We start from the raw sequence: 15,738 nt of genomic DNA, 5'->3' as shown, positions 1-15,738 counted from the left end.
AATTCAAATACGTCAGTGAGAGAAATAACAAAATATACCATTTTAATTACCGGAGGAGCAGGATTTATAGGTTCTAATCTGTGTGAATATTTTTTGTCCAAAGGCAATAAGGTGATTTGTCTCGATAATTTTGCCACAGGTCACCGTCATAATTTGAAAGCCTGTATTGATAATCCTGATTTTCTTTTAATCGAAGGTGATATTCGAAATTTCGAAGATTGTAAAAAAGCGGTTCAGGGTGTTGATTATGTGTTGCATCAGGCGGCTTTGGGTTCGGTTCCGCGTTCTATCAATGATCCGATTACGACTAATGATGTTAATGTTTCGGGTTTTTTGAATATGTTACAGGCAGCTACAGAGGGCAAAGTAAAACGCTTTGTGTATGCCGCCAGTTCTTCAACTTATGGAGATTCAGTAGGATTGCCAAAAGTAGAAGATGTTATCGGTAAACCACTTTCGCCTTATGCGATTACTAAATATGTAAACGAGTTGTATGCTGAAATTTTCAGTAAGACGTATGGAATAGAAACAGTAGGTTTGCGTTATTTTAATGTTTTTGGAAGAAAACAAGATCCTAATGGCGCTTATGCGGCAGTAATTCCAAAATTTGTAATGCAATTAATGAATCACGAAAGCATTACTATCAATGGTGATGGGAATTACTCACGTGATTTTACTTATATTGATAATGTAATTCAAATGAATGAATTGGCAATTTCGACAGATAAAATTGAAGCGGTCAATACGGTTTACAACACCGCTTATGGAGACAGAAATACACTGAATGATTTGGTTGGCTATTTAAAACAATATTTGAGTGTTTACGATGCTAAAATTGCAGACGTGGCTGTAATTCACGGGCCTAACAGAGCGGGAGATATTCCACATTCATTAGCGAGTATTGATAAAGCAAAAGAGTTGTTGGGGTACAATCCGCAGTATTCATTGCAGGAAGGACTTAGGATTGCGGTAGATTGGTATTGGAATAATTTGAAATGAAGTTAGAAGTTAGAAGTCAGAAGTTGGAAGTTAGAGGTTAGAAGTTAGAGGTTAGAAGTTACTGTTGCGCTTAAATCTTATGACTCGATACATAATAGAAAATAAAATAATGGGAATTACAAAAATTTGTTGCATTGGGGCGGGCTATGTTGGTGGACCTACGATGGCAATTATAGCACAAAAATGTCCGCATATACAGGTGACTGTGGTGGATTTGAACGAAGAAAGAATTGCAGCCTGGAATGATGCGGATGTGAATAATATTCCAATTTACGAACCCGGACTTTCGGAAATTGTAAAAGAGGCCAGAGGTCGTAATTTGTTTTTTTCTACCGAGGTGGATAAAGCTATCGATGAAGTAGAGATGATTTTTATTTCGGTAAATACACCCACCAAAACCTATGGAAAAGGGAAAGGGATGGCTGCCGATTTGAAATACATCGAATTGTGTGCCCGACAGATTGCCAAGGTGGCTAAGTCGGATAAAATTGTAGTTGAAAAATCGACTTTGCCGGTGCGAACTGCCGAGGCGATAAAAAGTATTTTGGATAATACAGGAAATGGAGTAAAATTCCAGATTCTTTCTAATCCGGAATTTTTGGCTGAAGGCACCGCTGTTCAGGATTTGTTAAATCCTGATCGTATTTTGATAGGTGGTGACACTAGCGATGAAGGTGAAAAAGCCATTCAGGAATTGGTTGCTGTTTATGCTAATTGGGTTCCGGTCAACCAAATTTTGACTACTAATGTTTGGTCCTCTGAATTGTCAAAATTGACAGCTAACGCTTTTTTGGCACAACGAATTTCTTCGATAAACGCCCTGTCAGAACTGTGCGAAAAAACAGGTGCCGATGTGAACGAAGTGGCGAGAGCCATAGGAATGGACAGCCGCATTGGTCCTAAATTTCTAAAAGCTTCTGTAGGTTTTGGAGGTTCTTGTTTTCAAAAAGATATTTTGAATTTGGTTTATATCGCAAAATCTTATGGCTTAAACGAGGTAGCTGATTATTGGGAACAGGTAATTATTATGAATGACCACCAAAAAAGACGTTTTTCGAGTAATATCGTTAAAACGCTTTATAATACTGTTTCTGATAAAAAGATTGCATTCCTGGGTTGGGCTTTCAAAAAAGATACTAACGATACCAGAGAGTCAGCAGCGATTTATGTAGCGGATGATTTGATTAGTGAGAATGCTAAAATTGCGGTTTATGACCCCAAAGTATCCCGAAAAAAGGTTTTAGCCGATTTGGATTACCTACAATCCAGAACAGCCGATGAGAATGTCAATAGTATTTTGTCTTTCGAAAATCCTTATGAAGCCTGTAATAAGGCTCATGCCGTTGCCATTCTTACCGAATGGGATGAGTTTGTAACTTATGATTGGCAGAAGATCTACGATTCGATGCAAAAGCCTGCCTTTGTCTTTGATGGAAGGAATATATTGGATAAAACGGTTCTGGAAAAGATTGGTTTTGTTTATCAGGCGATTGGGTCTTAAAAACCTCACTCTAGCCCTTTCCAAGTTGCTTCATACTTCGCAATGACAGAGGGAGTCGAAGTGTAGTCAGTTTAACCCAGAACTCGCATTAGGATTTTTTTGTTTTTTTTGTCCCGCAGATTATGCAGATTATCGCAGATTTTATGCTTAAAAATAATTAAAAAATCCGTTTAATCTGTGTTCCAATGCGTAATCCAGGTTTAAAATATTTAGAACTTTTATATTTCTATTTCAATGAAGAAGGAAAGTATGAATTGGTATGTAGTTTACACCAAACCGAAGTGGGAAAAAAAAGTAGCCGAACAATTAATTCAAAAAGGGATTGAGTGCTATTGTCCTTTGGTTACTCAGGTTCGTCAATGGTCGGACAGAAAGAAAAAGGTGGAAGTGCCACTTTTTAATTCCTATGTTTTTGTGCGTTTGGCAGAGAATGATCGGAATTTAGTATTTCAGTCTTCGGGAGCGGTACGTTATCTTTTTTGGTTAGGGAAACCAGCAATTGTAAAAGAGGAAGAAATTAATACCATAAAAAAATGGCTAAGTACTCCGGATCAATATGAAATTTCTGTTGCCTCAATTCGGGTAGGAGATAAGGTAACTTTGGAATCAGGACCTTTTAAATCGCATGAAGCCATTGTTCAGGAAGTCAATAAGAACAATTATGTTTTGGTATTGGAGTCTTTGGGCTGTGTGTTGAAGGTTAGAATAGTATAAAAGGGAGTTTTTTTTCTTTTTTTATTTGTGTTTTAAATAGAGAGAAAGTTCTTATATTGTTGTTTGTCTGGTTTTTAATGCTTTTTAACCGTAGCTTTTTGTTTGTTAATGTTTTTAATTTATTATTTTTCTTTCAAATTTTAAATATTTATAGGAATTCAGCTTTTTGTCGTTTATATTTGCACACGAAAAAAAATTGGATTTCTGCCCCATTTTATGTGGGTTGGAACCGCGAAGCGTTGGAGTATATTCTCGTATCTCAGCTGAAAATAGTATAAGTTAATGGATTGTAGTTCGAAAATAGCGGTTATAGGTTTGGGGTATGTAGGCTTGCCATTGGCACGATTATTTGCTACCCAATACGCTGTTGTGGGATTTGATATTAATGAAAAAAGGATAAAAGAACTTTGTTCCGGAATTGATACTACTTTTGAGGTTGAAGCAGCCATTTTGAAATCGGTTTTAGTTTCTAAAGATGAAATTAAAAATAAAAAGGGATTATACTGCAGCAATCAATTAGAAGACATAGCTGGTTGTAACTACTATATTGTGACTGTTCCTACACCTGTAGATAAAAACAATCGTCCTGATTTAACTCCGCTGTACAAAGCCAGTGAGACTGTGGCTAAGGTTTTGAAAAAAGGGGATATCGTTATTTATGAATCAACGGTTTATCCCGGGGTAACGGAAGACGAATGTGTGCCGGTTTTAGAACGAATTTCCGGTTTAAAATTTAATGTTGATTTTTTTGCGGGCTATTCCCCTGAAAGAATCAATCCGGGTGATAAGGAACATACTGTAGATAAAATTCTGAAAGTTACAGCGGGTTCTACTCCGGAAATCGGAGAAAAAGTAGATAAACTATACCAATCGGTAATTACGGCAGGAACGCATTTGGCTCCTTCTATCAAAGTAGCCGAGGCTGCTAAAGTAATCGAAAATTCCCAACGCGACATCAATATTGCTTTTGTCAACGAATTGGCTAAAATATTCCATTTGATGGATATTGATACCCAGGCGGTTTTGGAAGCAGCGGGAACCAAATGGAATTTTTTGCCCTTTAAACCGGGATTGGTTGGCGGACATTGCATAGGGGTTGATCCCTATTATCTGGCACAGAAAGCACAGGAATTAGGCTATCATCCTGAAATAATATTGGCGGGACGACGTTTAAATGACAGTATGGGGGAATATGTAGCAGCCCAGGTAGTTAAATTGATGATAAAAAAAGGAATTTCGGTTAATGGAGCTAATTTGTTAATGCTGGGGATTACTTTTAAAGAAAACTGTCCTGATGTTCGCAATACCAAAATTGTAGATGTGATCAAAGCATTGCAAGAATATGGGATTTCAGTCACTACATTTGATCCATTAGCTAATCCAACGGAAGTAGAAAAAGAATACCAATTAGTCACAACAAATCAGATACCTCAAGAAAAATTTGACGCCATCGTATTAGGAGTAGCACATACTCCATTTTTAAAAATGGATTTATCAAAACTTCAAAAAACATATAGTATCATCTACGATGTAAAAGGAGTTTTAAAGACTAATGTGGACGGGAGGTTATAATATAATAGTTGTCGGTTCTTAGTAATTCGATAACACACCCCTAACCCCTCTAACTCTATTTAATATTTTTATTAGGAATCGTTGAATCTTCGATTTCAAGAGGGGAATTCGTCCAGATTATACAAAACAAATTCCCTCCTTGAGGAGGCATGGAAAACGCACTAGTTCCAGAAATAAAAAAAGTAGCCACGAACCTGTCTGCCGACAGGCAGGTTACACGAAATAACACTAATTTGGATGTTATAATATTCCACAAATCTGTCAAAGTCAGATAAAAATTTGTGTAATTTATTTTAGAATCAATACTATTTGTGCTAATTAGTGTAATTCGTGGCAAAAATAAAACTCGTGCGTTTGCCCTGCTTGAGGAGGGTTAGGGAGGTGTAAAACTTGAAAATAAGATAAGATATAAAAAGTTTGTTTTTAATCGGCTTCTATTTTTTAACAACCGACCTGCACAACTGATAACTGATAATAGTTATGATGAATAAAAAACACACAATCATACACGTAATCCTTACCGGAGGAATAGGAAGTCGTTTGTGGCCTTTGTCGCGCAAAAGTCGTCCCAAACAATATTTAGAGATTTTCGAAGGCAAATCGTTGTTCGAATTAACAGTGGAGCGTAATAGTGATATTGCTGATAAAGTTATTGTAGTAGGGAATGTTGACAACTGTCATTTGAGTAGAAAAATTTTAGAAAAGTCTAATACAGATTATCTGGATATAGTAGAATCCACTCCCCGTAATACAGCTGCAGCAATTGCTTTTGCAGCCTTTGCAGCTGATCCGGATGCTATTTTGATTGTGACTCCTATGGATCATATTATTGAGAAAAAGGAGTTATATGATGTTGCAGTGACCGAAGCAATTGAAAAAGCTGCTGATGGCTATATTGTAACTTTTGGGATTGTACCCACCAAACCGGAAACCGGTTATGGTTATATTGAATACAAAGGAGAAAACGTACTTTCTTTTAGAGAAAAACCCAATTTAGTTACAGCTAAAGCTTTTATTGCCAAGAAGAATTTTTTATGGAACAGTGGGATGTTTTGTTTTAAGGCCAGCGTATTGTTAGACGAATTAAAAGCATTTCAACCTAAGGTTTACAAAAAAGCAAAAAAGGCATGGGAACATAATCAAAATGGTAAACTGGATTTGGAATTGTCACTTGATATTCCTTCTATAAGCGTAGATTATGCGGTTATGGAAAGGAGTAAAAAAATAAAAGTAATTCCTTCACAATTTTTATGGTCCGATTTGGGCTCGTTTGAATCGGTTTACGATTATTTAGTATCCAAGGGACATCCCGTTGACGAAAATGGAAACATGACTATTGGTACTCAAAATTACACCGCTTTTATAGGTTTAAAAAACACTATTTTAATTGCTACTGATAATGCCAATCTGGTGTTACAAAAAGAATATTCCCAAGACGTAAAGGATTTGTATAATGAGTTAGAGGTTGAGAAACCGGAGTTGTTGGAGTAATTCAGATGACTAATTTTTGTATTGAGCTTAGAATTTTTGTAAGGTTGTTTTTTTGTTTAATTAATTAATGTCAAATGTATTGTATTAGTGTAATTATTCCCGTATTTAATGCGGAAAAACACATAGAAAAATGTATTGATTCTTTATTGTCTCAAACACTATCTGCTTGCGAATTTGTTTTTGTAAATGATGGTTCTAGTGATAAAAGTCAATCTATTGTTGAATATTTTCAAAAACAAGATTCACGAATCAAGCTCATTAATCAAAAAAATCAAGGGGTTAGTATTGCTAGAAATAGTGGAATTGCGATAGCTCAAGGAGATTATATAGGCTTTGTTGATGCCGACGATTATGTTGAAAAAGATTGTTTTCAAAGATTATATGAAATTGCTATTTCAAAGAGTGTAGCTATTGTGATTTCTAATTATTTTTCTTCTCAAGAAGGACATACATTTACCTCAAAAGCTCTCTTTCGGGAGAATGAAGTTTTGAATTCTGAATTTATACAAAAACAAATCATTCCTTATCTAATAGGGAATGATAATTTGAATGCCATTTGGAATAAAATGTATAAACGGGAATTAATTACCGATAATCAAATTTGGTTTCCCAAAGGAGTTCCATTAGGTGAAGACGGTTGGTTTAATTTAAACTGTTTTAATAAAGCGGATTCTGTTTTTTTTTCGGATTATGTAGGCTATCATTATGTAGATGTTACAGGTAGTGCTACAAGGAATTTTTCGGGTAACAATTATTTTAAAAGGATAGAAGATGATTTTCAACAGGATTTTTCAAGCTTTACTAATCAATATCTTGATATTAATAAAATAGAACTACTAAAAGCGGAAAAATTTATCAAAAATACAATTGCTCTACTACATGAGTATTTTAAGGAAAAGTATCAAATTAATTCAAAGAAACGAAATGAGTTAGTAAAAGAAGTGTTTAACAGTTTGACAACAAGACAAATTATAAAGAGTCATTTTGTAGTCTTATTTTCGGGAAAATCAAAATATGAGCAAATTATACTCTTAGCAATAAAGTATAAAATTAACGTTTTATTAACTATGGCAATCGAATATAGTAAGTTTAGAAATAAAAGTAAAATATAATGAAGATTTTAATGTTTTTCCATGCAGGAAGCACTAATAGAGGATGTGAAGCAATTGTTCGATCTGGTGTTAATTTAATAAAAGAGAAGTATCCAGATGCAATTGTAAATTTAGCATCATTTAATCCTGAATCTGATAAGTTTATTCCACAAATTGATACTATTTTTGATACAGGTCAAGTTTCTGTAGACAAGTTTTCTTTTGAAGGGATTATTTCTATGCTAAAAGTAAAATTTCAAAAAGATGAAACTTACTTGTATAGATCACAGTTTAAAAAATTAATCAAATTAATTTCACAACACGACATTTTTTTATCCATTGGCGGTGATAATTACTGTTATGGAGAACAAGCTTGGATTTATGAAGTAGATCGATTAATAAAAAAAGCGGGTAAGAGGTTAGTCCTTTGGGGGACTTCTATAGGAGAAGAAGATTTATCTGAAGCTAAAATTAAAGATTTGAAAACTATGGATTTGGTTTTGGCTCGTGAAAGTTTGACTCACGAAATTTTGAAAAAAAATGGAGTGGTTAATGTAAAACTAGTAGCTGATGGTGCTTTCACGATGCAAAAACAAGAGATTGTTTTACCTGATTTATGGAAAGAAACAAGCATTGTAGGCTTTAATTTTAGTCCTTTAGTGTGGAAACGAAATCAAGCATCTAAAAAAGCAGCTTTCAATTTATTACAACATATTCTGGATACGACTGATATGACTATAGTTTTGACTCCTCATGTGATAATTTCAGGGAATGATGATTATGAGGTTTTAGAGGAGTTTTACAATGAATTTAAAGATACTGCTAGGGTCTTATTGTTGTCTAATAATTTAAATGCCATTGAGTATAAAGGTTATATTGCCAAGATGCGTTTCTTTATCGGAGCTAGGACGCATGCCACTATTGCAGCTTATTCTTCTTTGATTCCTACGATGGTTTTGGGTTATAGTGTGAAATCAAAAGGGATTGCCAAAGATATTTTTGGTGAGGAAAAATTAGTATTAAGCATTAATGAAATCTCGGATAGTGAATTACTAATTGCAAAATTTGAAGAGATGGTTTCTCAAGAGAATGAAATAAAAAGTACGCTTATAAATGAGATTCCTAGAATAAAAGAAAATGCTAAAAAAGCAGTAGATTTTTTGTCCGAACTACAATAAATGAAGAAAAAAATACTATTTGTAATTCCAAGTTTAGCAGCTGGAGGAGCAGAGAAGAGCTTGGTCAATTTACTCCACCAAATTGATTTTGATAAATATGAAGTCGATTTGTTTTTGTTTAAAAAGGCTGGTCTGTTTTTAAACTCAGTACCTACAGAAGTAACTATTCTTGAACCACCTACATTGTTTGAAAAATTCAATTCGAATTTAGTACATTCCATTTTGTATTTTCTAAGTAGAGGCAACCTCAAGTTACTTTTTTCCAGAATTCAATTTTTTGTTACGAACAGGTTGAATTCGAATAGTGCCATTGCGGAACAAAAATCATGGAAGTATTATCAGCACTCCATAAAGGGTTTGGAAAAAAAGTATGATGCAGCTATTGGTTTTTTAGAGAAATCGGCTATTTATTTTATAGTCGATAAAGTAGTTTCAAAGAAAAAAATTGGATTTATTCATAACGATTATAATCAGTTGGGTTTAGATAAAAAATTTGATAAACCATTTTTTAATCAATTAGATTCGATAGTGACAGTTTCTGAACAATGTGCGAATGTGTTAAATCAAGAGTTTCCTGAATTTAAAAGAAAAGTAGAAGTTGTATTCAATATAAATTCGGCAAAATTAATCAAACAATTAGCCTTTCAAGATAACGCAATTGAAATTAATTCTGATGTCATAAATATTGTTTCAGTTGGTCGGTTAGATTATCAAAAAGGTTTTGATATGGCTATTGATGCTTTTTGTATTATTAAATCCAAAGGTTATGATATTAAATGGTATGTAATTGGAGAAGGAAATGAAAGATTTGCATTAGAAAATAATATTCATAAATTAGGATTATCGAATAGTTTTTTCCTTTTGGGCTTGCGTGAAAATCCTTATTCCTATTTGCGACTCTGTGATTTATATGTACAGCCCTCCCGATATGAGGGAAAATCGATTGCTGTCGATGAAGCCAAAATTTTGGAAAAACCAATAGTTGTAACCAATTTTACAACAGCTAAAGATCAAATCAATTCGGGTGTCAACGGATTGATTACTGACATGAATCCAGAGGCTATAGCGGATGCTATCGTATCTATTATTAAGAATAAGGAAATGGCTGCTTCTTTTACGGCTAATTTAAGTGATGAAAAATTGGGGACAGAAGAAGAGATTAACAAATTATACCAATTGATACATAGTTAAGAATAACTTGATTATTTGAAAACAAAATGAAAATAAAAATCGCTTTTTATATCGAATCGATGGTAGTGGGTGGTGCTGAAAAGGTGTTAATCGATTTGGTTAATAATTTGGATGCTACGCTATTTGATATAACAGTAATTGCTATTTTTAAAAAAAGTGTTTATAATGATTATGAGTTTCAGTTTGAACAAAGCTTTGCAAGTCATATTCATTATCATTGGTTGGTTGATAATAGTAATCCATTAAAATATAAAGCATTCAATTTTCTTTATAATAGACTGCCGAAATCATGGTTGTATCGCGCTTTGAACAAAGAAAAATATGATATTGAAGTGGCTTTTTATGAAGGTATGCCTACTGATTTTGTTACTCATTCCATTCAAAATAGTAAAAAAACAGCATGGTTGCATACACATCAGGAACGGCTTTATCAGAATTTATCAGCAGCACAAAAACAAGAATTATATAATAGTTATAAAAAATTTGATGCTATTGCAGGAGTGTCTAAAGCGGTGTGTGATTCATTTACTAATATTTTTTATGATTTAATTCCTGTAACACTTTATAATCCTATTGATGATAAACTTATCAAGGATAAAGCAGCATTGCCTGTTGATGTCTCTTTGACTCATTTCTTATCAGCCAATTATTGGGTTACAGTTGGAAGGTTAATTCCAATTAAAGGATATGATCGATTGATTCGTGTACTTGGTAAACTTAAAAAGGAAGGCTATGATTTTAAATTGTTGATGATTGGAGCAGGATATAAAGAACAGGAATATAAAGCTTTAATTAAAGAGAATCATTTAGAAACCAATATTACTTTGTTAGGGCATATAGATAACCCTTATCCGTTTATTAAAAATGCAACAGCTTTAATAATGTCCTCGATACAGGAGGGCTTAAGTACTGTAGTAATAGAATCTTTGATTTTAAATACAAAAGTGTTTACAACTGAATGTAGTGGTATGACCGAATTAATAGATAACGGTATATCTGGTTTGATATGTCATAATAGCGAAGACGGAATTTATAGGTTACTGAAAGAAGTACTGGATAAATCACTATCGGATCAATGTAAAGCCAATTTTCAATTTTCAGAGTTTCAATTTTCTTTGGATAGTAGTATAAAAGCTATAGAAAATTTATTTGAAACCATATAATTGTTCATAACTAATGTTTATAACCATTTTTACCCCTACCTACAATCGAGCGGATTTACTCAAAAGGGTATATGATAGTTTGTTGTTGCAAGGTAATTCTAATTTTGAGTGGCTTATTGTAGATGATGGGAGTATCGATAATACCAAGGAATTTGTAGAACAATTTATTAATGAAGACAAAATTATTGTCCGATATTTCTATAAATCCAATGGAGGTAAACACACCGCTATTAATTATGGCGTTCAAAAAGCCAAGGGCGATTTGTTTTTTATTGTAGATTCCGATGATTTTTTAACAATAAATGCAGTCCAACTAAAATGGGAAGCTTGGCAAAAAATCAAAAACAACGATAAGATTGCAGGTATTATTGGTTTGTCTCAATTTACTAATGGAACTTTTGTAGGAGATGTATTCCTCGAAGACAATTGGCAAATTTCGTTTGTTGATTATTACTTAAAATACAAGTTACAAGGAGATAAATCAGTAGCTTTTAAAACAGCGGTATTAAAGCAATATCCTTTTCCTGAAAAAGAAGGGGTAAAGTTAGTTTTTGAAGCGGTAGTCTGGCATGAAATGGCTAAAAAATATGATGTACTTTGTTTGAATAAAGTTATTCAACTGAAAGAATATTTAGAAAACGGATTGACCGATAGCTCCTATAAGTTGTGGTATGCCCAATCGATGGCTTATTCATTTTATAAATTAATTGATAATGGTACTTATTCCATATCAAAATATCCAAAAGCATTTATATGGAATTATATTCATTTATGTATTAATTCTTTATTGGCTGATGAAAACTACTTTTGGCAGTTGAAAGGGATTGTCAATAAAATTATTTATGTACTGGTTTATCCAAGGGCTTATTTTTCGTATTTGAGAATGAAATCATTAATTGTAAAGTAATAAAAAGTGATAAAAAGAATTATTCAGGCTATCCAATATAAAATTAAGGGGATTTCTAACGAGCAATTAACTCTAGAAGCTAATTTAAAAGCGGGGTTAAAAGTCGGTAAAAATTGCTCCGGATTGATTAATTGTACCATTGATTATGGGCATTGTTGGTTGATAGAAATAGGCGATGATGTGATTTTTGCTCCTCAGGTTTATTTATTGGCACACGATACCAGTACGAAAAGAAGTCTAGGATACACGAAAATTGCTAAAATTAAGATAGGAAATAAATGTTTTATTGGAGCCCGGGTTTTAATCATGCCAGGTGTTACTATAGGTGAGAATTCAATAATTGGTGCTGGTAGTGTTGTTGTAAAATCCATTCCTGCTAACGTGGTTGCCGCAGGAAATCCTGCTAGAGTCATTACAACGTTATCCGATTATGAATCAAAGTTAAAACAGAGTTTTGAAAATTCTCCTCAATATGATTACAGTTATACTTTGGGAGGATTAATTACTGAAGAAAAAAAAAATAAAGTGGTTACTGATTTAGAAAATCAAGTGGGATATGTGTTGTAGTTTTTTGCTAGAATTTATAGTTAGTAGTATTGCTTTTCTTTTCTTAATTGTTCTGGCAATCGACTTTATTCCCCAATTTAATACCTGGCAGAGTCGCATCCATATTGGTCGATATACTTCAAAGGAAGTCTGGAGGGATAAGTTGGTTCAAAAATCTTTGCAATGGCTGCATAAAACACCCACTATTAAAGTTACAGATAATGATCGATTGATTATACTTGATATTTTAAAAGGCAACTACAAAAGGAATGCTATTCAAAGTTGGCAACAAGCGGCACTTTTATTGGGTTTGAATGATTATGCTACCCAAAACCCCAACGCTACAGTTAGTAAACAAATTAATGATTTTGTTCAAAGCAAGTTTGATGCCAATGGCAACTGGAAAACCAATCCTAGTGAAATAGATGATATTATATTGGCTTATGCCATTCTCAAAGTGGATACTTTAGATGTAACAAAATGCAAGCCTGCTTTTGATTTTTGTTATGAGTTGATTTTGAAATTAAAGGGTGTGGATGGGACTATTGCTTATCGCAAACATAATCCGGATTATCGCTATGTGGATACCATTGGGTTTGTTTCTCCTTTTTTAGTGCGCTATGGTTTGTTGTATAGTATAAATGAAGCCGTTGCATTAGGAATTAATCAAATAGAAGTATTTAATCAATATGGGATGTTACACAATCAATTTATTCCATGCCATACTTATCATTTAAAAACGGAGTTACCAGTAGGTTTGTTTGGCTGGGGTAGAGGCTTAGGCTGGTATGCTATAGGATTGATTGATGTTTGGCTTGAATTGACAGACAGTAATTCTGAGAAAGAGAAATTGACTCAATATATAATTTCATTTGCTAAAATAGCAATGCAGTTTCAGAATAAAAATGGAAGTTGGAATTGGTTGGTAAGTAGTCCGGAAGCACGTGCCGATTCGTCAACAACTGCCACACTGGCTTGGTTTTTAGCCAATGCTTCCACTATAGAAAGTATTAAAAAAGATTCTATCAACTCAAAGAATAATGCACTTAACTATTTAATGCAAGTTACCAGACGCAATGGAGCAATCGATTTTTCACAAGGCGATACCAAAGCAATTGGAGTACATTCACAACATTTTGATGTTTTGCCTTTTACACAAGGTTTTACTTTACGGACTTTAATTGTTTAATATGAGTTTATTAAGAAAAAAGATTTTTTTAGCTCAAATATTTAATATTAAATTGAAAAATTTATTTATCAATTTTTTAATAAAAGGAAATAGAGGTGACGATAGTGTTATTTTACCAATAGGCAGGTTGTATTATTCTGCTGAAAAAGGAGCAAAAATAAATATAGCTGGTGGAAGTTTTTTTTTAAATAGAAAAATAAGTAATCCTGATCCTTACATAGGAGTTTTAAAAATGAAAAAAAAATCTACTATTAATATTGAGAAAGGATTTTCTATATTTTCAGGGCATCATATTATTTTGATGGAAAATGCTAAATTAAATTTAGGGAGCGGTTATATAAATTATAATGTTAAGATAAGATGCTTCAAAGAAATCACTATTGGGAATAATGTAGCAATTTCAGAAAATGTTACTATTTGGGATACCGATGCTCATTCAATCGTTGGGAAAGAAGATAAAATGATCCAGCCAATTGTAATTGGTAATCATGTTTGGATTGGAAACAATGTAACTATATTGAAAGGAGTTATAATCGGGGATGGAGCCATTATAGCAGCGGGTTCTTTAGTTAATAAAAGTATTCCAGCTAGATGCTTGGCGGGTGGAGTTCCTGCAAAAGTGATAAAAGAAAATGTTGAATGGAAATAAACCTTAGATGAATAGTGATTCTCGAATAGTTAATTCGGTTAAAAATATCTCATTTGGCCTAGTCTCGCAACTTATTCAAATGATACTTGGATTTGTCAGCCGAACGGTATTTATTAAATACTTAGCTGTAGAGTATTTAGGGGTAAACGGACTATTTACTAATATATTGTCATTACTTTCTTTAGCTGAGTTAGGTGTAGGTACCGCTATGCTTTATGCTTTATACAAACCTATTGCGGATAAAGATCATAAGAAGATGACTGCATTACTTTGTTTCTATGGCAAAGTTTATACTATTATAGCAGTTATTGTTGCTGTAATTGGATTAAGTATAATTCCTTTTTTAACGATTATTGTAAAAAATCCACCTCAAATAATTGCAGATGATTTAATAATAATTTATTTATTGTTTCTTTTTAACACTGTTTCATCATATTTCTTTAGTTATAAATTAAGTCTTTTTCAAGCTGACCAACGAAGTTACATTATTTCTAAATCAAATACATTTGTATTTATTATTCAAAATTTGATACAAATACTAGTTTTAATTTGGTTTAAAAATTTTATTTTATATCTTATTGTTCAATCTTTTTTTCAGTTATCCGGAAATTTGGTAATTTCTTTTTTACTTAAGAAATATTACCCGTTTCTTAAGCAGTTTAAAAAAGAACAGGTTGATGATGTAACTAAAAAAGAAATTGTTTCTAATATTAAGTCTACTGCTTTGATAAAAATTGGAGGGCTGTTAGTTAACAGTACTGATAACTTAATTCTTAATTATTTCTCCGGTTTAGTACTAGTTGGTTTATTATCTAATTACAATTTATTAGTGGGCTTAGTTTCTGGCTTAATCATGCAAGTTTTTACTGGAATAACGGCAAGTATTGCCAATGTTAACGTTACCGAAAATCATCAAAAAAAGATAGAAACTTTTCATTTGGTCAATTTTGCCAATTTTTGGGTATTTGGTCTTGCTTCAGTTTTTTTGATTGTATTACTTAATGATTTTATCGAATTATGGATAGGGTCTAAGTTTGTTTTGCCTTTTTCGGTTTTAATTGCTCTAGTATTTAATTTCTATATCTCTGGTATGCAAAATGCCGTTTGGACGTTTAAAGCTACTTTGGGGTATTTCAAGCAAGGACAATATTTAATTATTATTACAGCTTTAATCAATTTAATATTGTCTTTTATTTTAGGGTCTTATTTTGGGTTGTTTGGAATATTGATTGCTACAGCAATAGCAAGGATACTTACTAATGCATGGTATGATCCTTATATTATTCAAACTTTAGCATTAAGGCTTAATCCTATGAAATATTTTAAAAAATATTGTAAGTATTTAATTTTACTGGTAGTTTCTTTGTTAATGATTTTTGGGGTTATTTATTTTTTACATTTTTCAAAAATAATTAACATCATTATTAAGGTATTTTTATGCTTGATAGTCCCTAATGTAATAATTTATTTGTCTTTTAAGAATGAACAAGAGTTTAAGACATTATTTAAGCTTATAAACTCACTTTTTTTAAGATTGTAAAATAAAC

The 15,738-nt window shown here is 32.7% G+C and carries 14 protein-coding genes; all 14 read left to right on the top strand.

Annotation, left to right across the window (positions count from 1 at the left end):
* Window positions 1-15: 15 nt before the first annotated feature.
* The 14 genes from FDM27_RS14935 to FDM27_RS14870 all read left to right on the top strand — a co-directional run bounded on the left by FDM27_RS14935 (window position 16) and on the right by FDM27_RS14870 (window position 15,731).
* On the top strand, window positions 16-999 hold the full coding sequence (locus FDM27_RS14935) for an SDR family oxidoreductase (RefSeq protein WP_140487709.1): 984 nt from the start codon (window positions 16-18) through the stop codon (window positions 997-999).
* A 109-nt stretch (window positions 1,000-1,108) separates the two neighbouring features.
* Window positions 1,109-2,500, top strand: coding sequence for a UDP-glucose 6-dehydrogenase (locus FDM27_RS14930; RefSeq protein ID WP_140487706.1), 1,392 nt, complete (start codon window positions 1,109-1,111; stop codon window positions 2,498-2,500).
* A 234-nt stretch (window positions 2,501-2,734) separates the two neighbouring features.
* Window positions 2,735-3,214 (top strand): UpxY family transcription antiterminator, encoded by a 480-nt coding sequence (locus tag FDM27_RS14925; protein ID WP_317133616.1) that lies wholly within the window; start codon window positions 2,735-2,737, stop codon window positions 3,212-3,214.
* Window positions 3,215-3,496: 282 nt separating this feature from the next.
* Window positions 3,497-4,786, top strand: a complete 1,290-nt coding sequence (locus FDM27_RS14920) for a nucleotide sugar dehydrogenase (protein WP_140487704.1) — start codon at window positions 3,497-3,499, stop codon at window positions 4,784-4,786.
* Window positions 4,787-5,269: 483 nt separating this feature from the next.
* On the top strand, window positions 5,270-6,277 hold the full coding sequence (locus tag FDM27_RS14915; protein ID WP_140487822.1) for a mannose-1-phosphate guanylyltransferase: 1,008 nt from the start codon (window positions 5,270-5,272) through the stop codon (window positions 6,275-6,277).
* 74 nt (window positions 6,278-6,351) lie between these two features.
* Window positions 6,352-7,389, top strand: coding sequence for a glycosyltransferase (locus FDM27_RS14910; RefSeq protein ID WP_140487702.1), 1,038 nt, complete (start codon window positions 6,352-6,354; stop codon window positions 7,387-7,389).
* The gene (locus FDM27_RS14905) at window positions 7,389-8,546 is read left to right on the top strand and encodes a polysaccharide pyruvyl transferase family protein (RefSeq protein WP_140487700.1); all 1,158 of its coding nucleotides are present in this window, start codon (window positions 7,389-7,391) and stop codon (window positions 8,544-8,546) included. The genes FDM27_RS14910 and FDM27_RS14905 overlap by 1 nt, the downstream gene beginning before the upstream one ends.
* The gene (locus tag FDM27_RS14900; RefSeq protein ID WP_140487698.1) at window positions 8,547-9,737 is read left to right on the top strand and encodes a glycosyltransferase; all 1,191 of its coding nucleotides are present in this window, start codon (window positions 8,547-8,549) and stop codon (window positions 9,735-9,737) included.
* A gap of 26 nt (window positions 9,738-9,763) precedes the next feature.
* The gene (locus FDM27_RS14895) at window positions 9,764-10,900 is read left to right on the top strand and encodes a glycosyltransferase (RefSeq protein WP_140487696.1); all 1,137 of its coding nucleotides are present in this window, start codon (window positions 9,764-9,766) and stop codon (window positions 10,898-10,900) included.
* Window positions 10,901-10,913: 13 nt separating this feature from the next.
* Window positions 10,914-11,807, top strand: a complete 894-nt coding sequence (locus FDM27_RS14890; RefSeq protein ID WP_140487694.1) for a glycosyltransferase family 2 protein — start codon at window positions 10,914-10,916, stop codon at window positions 11,805-11,807.
* Between the two features lie 6 nt (window positions 11,808-11,813).
* A complete protein-coding gene (locus tag FDM27_RS14885) occupies window positions 11,814-12,374 on the top strand; it encodes an acyltransferase (RefSeq protein ID WP_140487692.1) in 561 nt (186 codons plus the stop codon).
* Between the two features lie 4 nt (window positions 12,375-12,378).
* On the top strand, window positions 12,379-13,542 hold the full coding sequence (locus FDM27_RS14880) for a glycoside hydrolase family 88 protein (protein ID WP_219846423.1): 1,164 nt from the start codon (window positions 12,379-12,381) through the stop codon (window positions 13,540-13,542).
* Between the two features lies 1 nt (window position 13,543).
* Entirely contained in the window at window positions 13,544-14,191 is a 648-nt protein-coding gene (locus tag FDM27_RS16255) for an acyltransferase (protein ID WP_140487688.1), read from the top strand.
* A 7-nt stretch (window positions 14,192-14,198) separates the two neighbouring features.
* Window positions 14,199-15,731, top strand: coding sequence for a lipopolysaccharide biosynthesis protein (locus tag FDM27_RS14870; protein WP_140487686.1), 1,533 nt, complete (start codon window positions 14,199-14,201; stop codon window positions 15,729-15,731).
* The last annotated feature ends 7 nt before the right edge of the window (window positions 15,732-15,738 follow it).

Source organism: Flavobacterium sp. GSA192, assembly GCF_006386525.1.
GTDB classification, from domain to species: Bacteria; Bacteroidota; Bacteroidia; order Flavobacteriales; family Flavobacteriaceae; genus Flavobacterium; species Flavobacterium commune.
Note: the sequence above shows the minus strand (reverse complement) of the source record. Positions and strands in the feature narration are given on the sequence as shown.

Coding starts and splice junctions, on each gene's coding strand:
- FDM27_RS14900 (WP_140487698.1), top strand. CDS start 8,547: ATGAAGAAAAAAATACTATTTGTAATTCCAAGTTTAGCAGCTGGAGGA.
- FDM27_RS14905 (WP_140487700.1), top strand. CDS start 7,389: ATGAAGATTTTAATGTTTTTCCATGCAGGAAGCACTAATAGAGGATGT.
- FDM27_RS14925 (WP_317133616.1), top strand. CDS start 2,735: ATGAAGAAGGAAAGTATGAATTGGTATGTAGTTTACACCAAACCGAAG.
- FDM27_RS14870 (WP_140487686.1), top strand. CDS start 14,199: ATGAATAGTGATTCTCGAATAGTTAATTCGGTTAAAAATATCTCATTT.
- FDM27_RS14895 (WP_140487696.1), top strand. CDS start 9,764: ATGAAAATAAAAATCGCTTTTTATATCGAATCGATGGTAGTGGGTGGT.
- FDM27_RS14915 (WP_140487822.1), top strand. CDS start 5,270: ATGAATAAAAAACACACAATCATACACGTAATCCTTACCGGAGGAATA.
- FDM27_RS14920 (WP_140487704.1), top strand. CDS start 3,497: ATGGATTGTAGTTCGAAAATAGCGGTTATAGGTTTGGGGTATGTAGGC.
- FDM27_RS16255 (WP_140487688.1), top strand. CDS start 13,544: ATGAGTTTATTAAGAAAAAAGATTTTTTTAGCTCAAATATTTAATATT.
- FDM27_RS14910 (WP_140487702.1), top strand. CDS start 6,352: ATGTATTGTATTAGTGTAATTATTCCCGTATTTAATGCGGAAAAACAC.
- FDM27_RS14930 (WP_140487706.1), top strand. CDS start 1,109: ATGGGAATTACAAAAATTTGTTGCATTGGGGCGGGCTATGTTGGTGGA.
- FDM27_RS14890 (WP_140487694.1), top strand. CDS start 10,914: ATGTTTATAACCATTTTTACCCCTACCTACAATCGAGCGGATTTACTC.